Source organism: Streptomyces sp., from assembly GCF_035645055.1.
GTDB lineage: Bacteria > Actinomycetota > Actinomycetes > Streptomycetales > Streptomycetaceae > Streptomyces.
Map to the genome: position 1 here is coordinate 125,146 of NZ_DASQNH010000016.1, position 6,956 is coordinate 132,101.

Below are 6,956 nucleotides of genomic sequence, written 5' to 3' on the forward strand. Positions count from 1 at the left end.
CGGGGGTGTACACGTGCGCATCGGACTGCTTACCGAGGGTGGCTATCCGTATGTGAGCGGTGACGCCAGGATCTGGTGCGACCGGCTGGTGCGCGGGCTCGGGCAGCACGAGTTCGACGTCTACGCGCTCAGCCGCAGCGAGCGCCAGGAGGGCGAGGGCTGGATTCCGCTGCCGCCCCAGGTCCGCAGGGTCCGTACGGCACCGCTGTGGATGGCGGAGGACGACGGGTCCGGATACGGGCGGCGCGCGCGCCGGCGTTTCACGGAGGCGTACGGAGAACTGGCCGCCGCCCTGTGCGCCGGGTCCGCGGAGGCCGTGGGACTGCCCTCCGGGGCAGGTGCCGGCCGGGCGGAGGACCCGTCCGCCACTGAGGCGGACCGTTTCGCCAACGCCCTCTACGGGCTCGCCGAGCTGGCCCGGGAGGAGGGCGGGCTGGTGGGCGCGCTCCGGTCCGAGACCGCCGTCCGCGCCCTGGAGCGCGCCTGCCGTGCGCCTCGCGCCCCGCGCACGGCGCGCGAGGCGCGCGTGCGGGATCTGCTCACCGTCGCCGCACACCTCGAACGCGCCCTGCGCCCCCTCTCGCTCGACTGGCACGAGGACGACGGGCTCGGCTCGGCCGACCTCTGCCACGCGGCCTCCGGCGGCGTGGCGGCCCTGCCCGGGCTGCTCGCCCGGCACTTTCACGGCGTACCGCTGCTCGTGACCGAGTACGGCGTGCGGCTGCGGACGCACTACCTGGGCGCCACCGACGCCACCACCGACGCCACCACCGACGCCACCACCGACACCGCCACCCACGCCACGCCCGCCGTCCGCGCCCTGGTCACCGCCTTCCATGGCCGGCTCGCCGCCGAGATCTACCGGCGGGCCGAGCGGATCACCCCCGGCAACGCACACGCCCGCCGCTGGCAGGAGCGGTGCGGCGCGGACCGGGCCAAGCTGCGCACCGTCTACCCCGGGATGGACGCCGACCCCTTCGCGGAGGTGGGCGAGGCGCCGGAGAGCGCGGACCCCGACACGCTGGTCTGGGTCGGGCGGATCCAACCGGCCAAGGACCTGATCTCGCTGCTGCACGCCTTCGCGCAGGTCCGCAAGGAGGAGCCGAAGACCCGGCTGAGGATCATCGGCGCCCCCGTCGGCGCGGAGGGCGCCGCCTACCTCGCCCACTGCCGGGCGCTCGCCGCCCAGCTCTTCCCCGACGAGGCCGATGGCCCGCACGCCGTCGGCGACAACCCGGTCTCCTTCGAGGAGATCGGCGGACCGGAGACCCCGACCCCCGCCGAGGCGTACGCCTCCGGTGCGGTGACCGTGCTGTCCAGCGTCGTCGAGGGCTTTCCGATCAGCCTCGTCGAGGCCATGTTCTGTGCCCGGGCGACCGTGTCCACCGATGTCGGTGCCGTGGTCGAGGCGATCGGCGGCACCGGGCTCGTGGTGCCGCCGCGCAATCCGCGGGCGCTCGCGGAAGCGTGCGTGGCGTTGCTGCGCGACCCCGGGCGCCGTGCGCGCCTGGGGGCCGCGGCGCGCGCCCGGGCACTCGAACTGTTCACCGTCGAGCAGAACGTCGCGGCATTTCACGGCATTTACCTGGATATCGTCTCGCGGTGCCCGGTCCGCCGGACCGTCCTCGGCGCCGACGGCGAGCCACTGCCGTTCGCCGTGCCCGCCGAGGCCCGGGTGCCCGGACGGTGGACCGACCCGGCGCTGCGGGGCGTGGCGCGGCGCGAGCCCGGCTGGGCGGGGCAACGAGCGCCGGTGCGGGCCACCGTGGCGGCGGCCGCCGTGCCCGGTGTGGAGGGGATCCGATGAGCGATCTCGGCCTGGACCGGCCTGGGACGCCCGGCAGCCCGGAGGCCCGGGACGCGCGGTCCGAGGAGTGGCTGACGGCTGCGGGCGGGGGCGCGTGGGAAGGGCTGGACACGGCGGGGACCCATGATCCGGGCGGTCCTGAGAGCGACCTCCAGAGCCTGGATGCGGGTGATCGGGGGCTCACGGGTGAGGGCTTGGGCGCGTGCGATCCCTGGGGCGTGGGACGGGGCGTAGGCACTTGGGAAGGGCTGGACGCGGGGGTGAGGCCGGACGCCGGGGACGGGCCGGATGTGGCGGGGGACAAGGGGGATGCGGGGTTGGGCCTCGGGGGAGGCCTGGGCGCGGCAAAGGGCCTGAGGGCCGGGGCGGGCTCGGGCACATGGGCGGGCCAGGACACCGGGGACGGCTCGGGCGGCGGGGCGGGCTCGGGCGTCTGGGCGGGCCGGGGCAGCGGGGACGGCTCGGGCGTCTGGGCGGGCCGGGACACCAGGGACGGCTCGGGTGTCTGGGCGGGCCGGGGCAGCGGGGACGGCTCGGGCACATGGGCGGGCCGGGACACCGGGGACGGCTCGGGCGGTGGGGCGGGCTCGCGTGTCGGTGACGTGGCCGAGCCCGACGCGCGCGGGGGCGAGGCCACCCGCGGCCGCAAGCCCGCCGTAACTCCCCGCCGGGGGGCCGCGGACCCCGTGAAAGCCCTGATGCACCGGCACCGCGAGCTGTGCGAACGGGCCGTCGACCCGCTGGAGATCGCCGCCGCCCTGGAGGCGCACGACATCACCGACCGGACCGCCGCCCGCTTCCGCCACCGGGACGTCTTCTCCCTCGCGGAGGAGATGTTCGCGCGCGTCCCGCGCGGCGCGGACACCTCGCCGAGCCTGGCACCGCCGCCCACGGCCCCGCCCGCGCACGCCGAGTGGATCGTCCGCGGCCTGCTGCCCGGCGCCGTGTGCGCCGCCACGCTGGCCGGCCTGCGCGTCACCCACGGCCAGACCCGCCTCGCCGTGGCCGCGGTGGGCCTGGTCGCCCTGGTACTCGCCGTACGGGCCGCCCTGATCCGCGGTCCGCTGAGCGCGCGCCGCACCGGCCCGGCGTCCGCGCCCCCGGCCACCGGCGTGCGCGTGTGGGCCTGCTGGCTCCTCGCCTACGCCGTCCTGGGCGACGGCCTGCTGACGGCCGTCGCCGCCGGTGGCCCCGACGCCCTGCCGACCGGCACCGCGGATTCCGCCTGGCCGGTCGACACGGCCGTCCCGGCGGCCCTCGTCCTCTCCTGTGCCCCCGCCGCCTTGAGCGCCCAGCTGCTCGCCGCCGGCGCGCGCCGCAGACTGACGGCCAGCCGTGACCTGAAGGAGTTCACCGCCGCCGTGCGGCCCCTGCTGCTCGGCGCCTTCGCCCTGTACCTGGCGGCCCTCGCCGGTCTGCACGCCCTCTCGGCCGCCGTCCTCGACGAGCCCGCCGCCTACGCCCGGACCCTGACCCTGGGCGCCCTGCTGCTGCTCGCCCGACTCCTCGCCACGCACGGCTTCCGCCGCGCTCCCGCGCTGGTCCTGGGCGTCGCGGCGGCCGCCGAGGCCACGGCCGTGTCCGCTCTGCTCGCAGCCCGGCTGCCGGGCTGCGGGTTCCTCGCCACGCCCGTCCAGATCCTCCTGGACGACTGGGGGCCCGGCAGCGTCCCGGTCCTCGTCTGCGGAGCCGGTGCCCTGGCCCTGCTCATCCACGCGGGCCGCACGCTCACCCGCGCCTCGGCCCATGCGTTGCCCCGGACGCCGGCCTGCGTACCGAACCGCGCACCTCACCGCACAGTGACCCGCACCCGAGGGGACGACTGATGCCGAACGCCGTCCCGCACCCGGCGCACCCTCGGCCACGGAACCGTGCCGCCCCCCTCGAAACCACCGTCCGCCGCAGGCGCCGGCCAGGCCGCCGGAGGCATCCGCACCACCCCCGTGAAGGAGAACACCAGATGACCACCTCCCGACCCGGACATCCCGGAGTGCCCGGAGCCACCGGCGCGTTCGGCATTCCCTCCGGAGCGAGCGCACTTGCTGGAGCCGGCGGAGCCCCGGGCGGGTTCGGGACGCCTGGGGCCGTCACGCCCGCGCCGGGCACCCGTGCGCACACCCCGGGAGGCACCCGATGAGGGTTCTGCTGATCGGAGCCAACGGCTACATCGGCCGCTTCGTCGCCGACCGCCTGCTCGCCGACCCCGCCGTCCAGCTCACCGCCCTCGGCCGCGGTGACGACGCCGACGTCCGCTTCGACCTCGCGTCCGGCAGCCCCGGCGCGCTCACCCGCTTCCTCGACGCGGTCCACCCCGGTGTCGTGATCAACTGCGCCGGCGCCACCCGGGGCGGCGCCCGCGAACTCACCCGCCACAACACCGTCGCCGTCGCCACCGTCTGCGAGGCGCTGCGGCGCAGCGGCTGCGGGGCCCGCCTGGTGCAGATCGGCTGCTCCGCCGAGTACGGACCCAGCCAGCCCGGCTCCTCCACCGCCGAGGACGCCGTGCCGCGCCCCGGCGGCCCGTACGGCGTCAGCAAGCTCGCCGCCACCGAACTCGTCCTCGGCTCCGGCCTGGACGCGGTGGTGCTGCGGGTCTTCTCCCCGGCCGGTCCGGGCACCCCCGCCGGTTCACCGCTCGGCCGTCTCGCCGAGGCGATGCGCCGGGCGATGCAGACCGGCGACGGTGAACTCAAGCTCGGCGGCCTCGGCGTCCAGCGCGACTTCGTCGACGTCCGCGACGTGGCCCGCGCGGTGCACGCCGCCTCGCTCTCCGCCGCCCAGGGGATCATCAACATCGGCTCCGGCCGTGCCGTACGGCTGCGGGACGCCGCCGCGACGCTCGCCCGCGTGGCCGGCTACGGCGGTGCCCTGCACGAACTCGACGGCCCGCCCGGCCCGCTGCGCCCCGGCATCGGGCAGCCGCGCCCGGAACTCCTCGGCCACCACCGCCCCGAGGTCCTCAGCCACCACCGCGCGGAAGCCCTCGGTCACCACCGTGGCGACGGGGACCACCCGACCCACCCCGCCCCGGTCGCCTACCCCTACCCGGACGGGTGCGGCAGCTGGCAGCAGGCCGACGTCCGCACCGCCCGCGACCGGCTCGGCTGGCGGCCCCGGATCAACCTCGAAGAGTCCCTCGCCGACATCTGGATGGAGGCGGCATGCCGCATCTGACCAGCCGGACGGCCTCCGCGGCGAGCACCGACGTCCGCACCGGCCTCGGTGTTCCCGGCTACGCCCACCCCTTGCTCGCCCCGGCCGAGTGGGGTGAGCTGGCCCGCCCGGGCACCCCGGTCCACTGGGCGGTCCTCAACGTCGCCCAGGGCCCCGGCAGCCGCCCCGACCCGCACTGCCTGGAGACGGTCGCCCGGCTGCGCGACGCGGGCGTCCGCGTCCTCGGGCAGGCGGACCTCACCGATGGCGCCCGTGCGTTCGGTGAGGTGATCTCCGACGCCCAGCGCTATCTGGACTGGTACCGGGTGGACGGCTTCCTGCTCGACCGCTGTCCGTCCGACCGCGTCTCGCTCCCCGAGACCCTCCGGACCGTCACCACGCTCCGCACGCTGCATGACGAGCCCCACATCGTCCTCGGCCACGGCACCCACCCCTGCCCCGACTACGCCGAGATCGCCGACCAGCTGGTGACCTTCTCCGGGCCGTGGAGCGACTACCGCTGGTCGCAGGCGGCGGAGTGGACCGCCGACCATCCGCCTGAGCGCTTCTGCCACCTGGTGCACGGCGTTCCCCGCCGCCACCTGGACGAAGCGCTGCGCATCGCCCGCTGGCAGGGTGTCGCCACCATCTGGTTCACGGACCACTCGGACCGTGCCGGGCGCGGCGATCCCTGGGAGGGGATGCCCGGCTACTGGGACGAAATCGTCTCGCGGATCGGAACAGGTGTCTCGGAATGAAAAAGGCCGTGGCAGTGTTACGCGAAGAACAACCGTATTGACTGACCGACCAACGGAGTCCCCGTGTCGCTGCCACCCCTGGTTGAGCCGGCTGCTGAGCTCACCGTAGACGAGGTCCGCAGGTACTCCCGCCACCTGATCATCCCCGATGTGGGGATGGACGGGCAGAAGCGGCTGAAGAACGCGAAGGTGCTCTGTGTGGGCGCCGGCGGCCTGGGCTCGCCGGCCCTGATGTACCTGGCCGCGGCGGGCGTGGGCACGCTCGGCATCGTGGAGTTCGACGAGGTCGACGAGTCGAACCTGCAGCGCCAGATCATCCACAGCCAGTCCGACATCGGCCGCTCCAAGGCCGAGTCCGCGCGGGACAGCGTCCAGGGCATCAACCCGTACGTGAACGTGGTCCTTCACGAGGAGCGGCTCGAGGCCGACAACGTGATGGACATCTTCAGCCAGTACGACCTGATCGTCGACGGCACGGACAACTTCGCGACCCGTTACCTGGTCAACGACGCCTGCGTGCTCCTCAACAAGCCGTACGTGTGGGGCTCGATCTACCGTTTCGACGGTCAGGCCTCCGTGTTCTGGTCCGAGCACGGTCCCTGCTACCGCTGCCTCTACCCGGAGCCCCCGCCCCCCGGCATGGTCCCCTCCTGCGCCGAGGGCGGCGTTCTGGGCGTACTGTGCGCGTCCATCGGCTCCATCCAGGTCAACGAAGCCATCAAGCTCCTCGCCGGCATCGGTGAGCCCCTGGTCGGCCGGCTGATGATCTACGACGCCCTGGAGATGCAGTACCGCCAGGTGAAGGTCCGCAAGGACCCGAACTGCGCGGTCTGCGGCGAGAACCCGACCGTCACCGAGCTCATCGACTACGAGGCCTTCTGCGGCGTCGTCTCCGAGGAGGCCCAGGCGGCGGCCGCCGACTCGACGATCACTCCCAAGCAGCTCAAGGAGTGGATCGACGACGGCGAGAACATCGAGATCATCGACGTCCGCGAGCAGAACGAGTACGAGATCGTCTCGATCCCGGGCGCCCGCCTGGTCCCGAAGAACGAGTTCCTCATGGGCTCCGCGCTGGAGGGCCTCCCGCAGGACAAGAAGATCGTCCTGCATTGCAAGACGGGTGTCCGCAGTGCGGAAGTCCTGGCGGTCCTCAAGTCCGCCGGCTTCTCCGACGCCGTCCACGTCGGCGGCGGCGTCATCGGCTGGGTCAACCAGATCGAACCGCACAAGCCGGTGTA

5 protein-coding genes are annotated in these 6,956 nt (G+C 74.6%); all 5 read left to right on the forward strand.

Annotated features, from left to right (window positions below; translation table 11 throughout):
- The first annotated feature begins 13 nt into the window (after nt 1-13).
- Nucleotides 14-1,807 carry a DUF3492 domain-containing protein gene (locus tag VE614_RS04705; protein WP_324932428.1) on the forward strand — a complete coding sequence of 598 codons (1,794 nt, stop codon included), beginning with the start codon at nt 14-16 and terminating at the stop codon, nt 1,805-1,807.
- A 317-nt stretch (nt 1,808-2,124) separates the two neighbouring features.
- Complete coding sequence (locus tag VE614_RS04710) at nt 2,125-3,633, forward strand: hypothetical protein (RefSeq protein WP_414719509.1); 1,509 nt, start codon at nt 2,125-2,127, stop codon at nt 3,631-3,633.
- 307 nt (nt 3,634-3,940) lie between these two features.
- Nucleotides 3,941-4,981 carry an NAD-dependent epimerase/dehydratase family protein gene (locus VE614_RS04715; RefSeq protein ID WP_324932431.1) on the forward strand — a complete coding sequence of 347 codons (1,041 nt, stop codon included), beginning with the start codon at nt 3,941-3,943 and terminating at the stop codon, nt 4,979-4,981.
- Complete coding sequence (locus tag VE614_RS04720) at nt 4,969-5,718, forward strand: spherulation-specific family 4 protein (protein ID WP_324932434.1); 750 nt, start codon at nt 4,969-4,971, stop codon at nt 5,716-5,718. Before VE614_RS04715 ends, VE614_RS04720 begins: the two co-directional genes overlap by 13 nt.
- 63 nt (nt 5,719-5,781) lie before the next feature.
- Nucleotides 5,782-6,956, forward strand: a 1,175-nt coding sequence (gene moeZ / locus VE614_RS04725) for an adenylyltransferase/sulfurtransferase MoeZ (RefSeq protein ID WP_324932437.1), incomplete at its 3' end; no start/stop codon positions are given.

Bases quoted from the DNA above. Each gene is read 5' to 3' on its own strand.
- VE614_RS04720 (WP_324932434.1), top strand. From the start codon at position 4,969: ATGCCGCATCTGACCAGCCGGACGGCCTCCGCGGCGAGCACCGACGTC.
- VE614_RS04715 (WP_324932431.1), top strand. From the start codon at position 3,941: ATGAGGGTTCTGCTGATCGGAGCCAACGGCTACATCGGCCGCTTCGTC.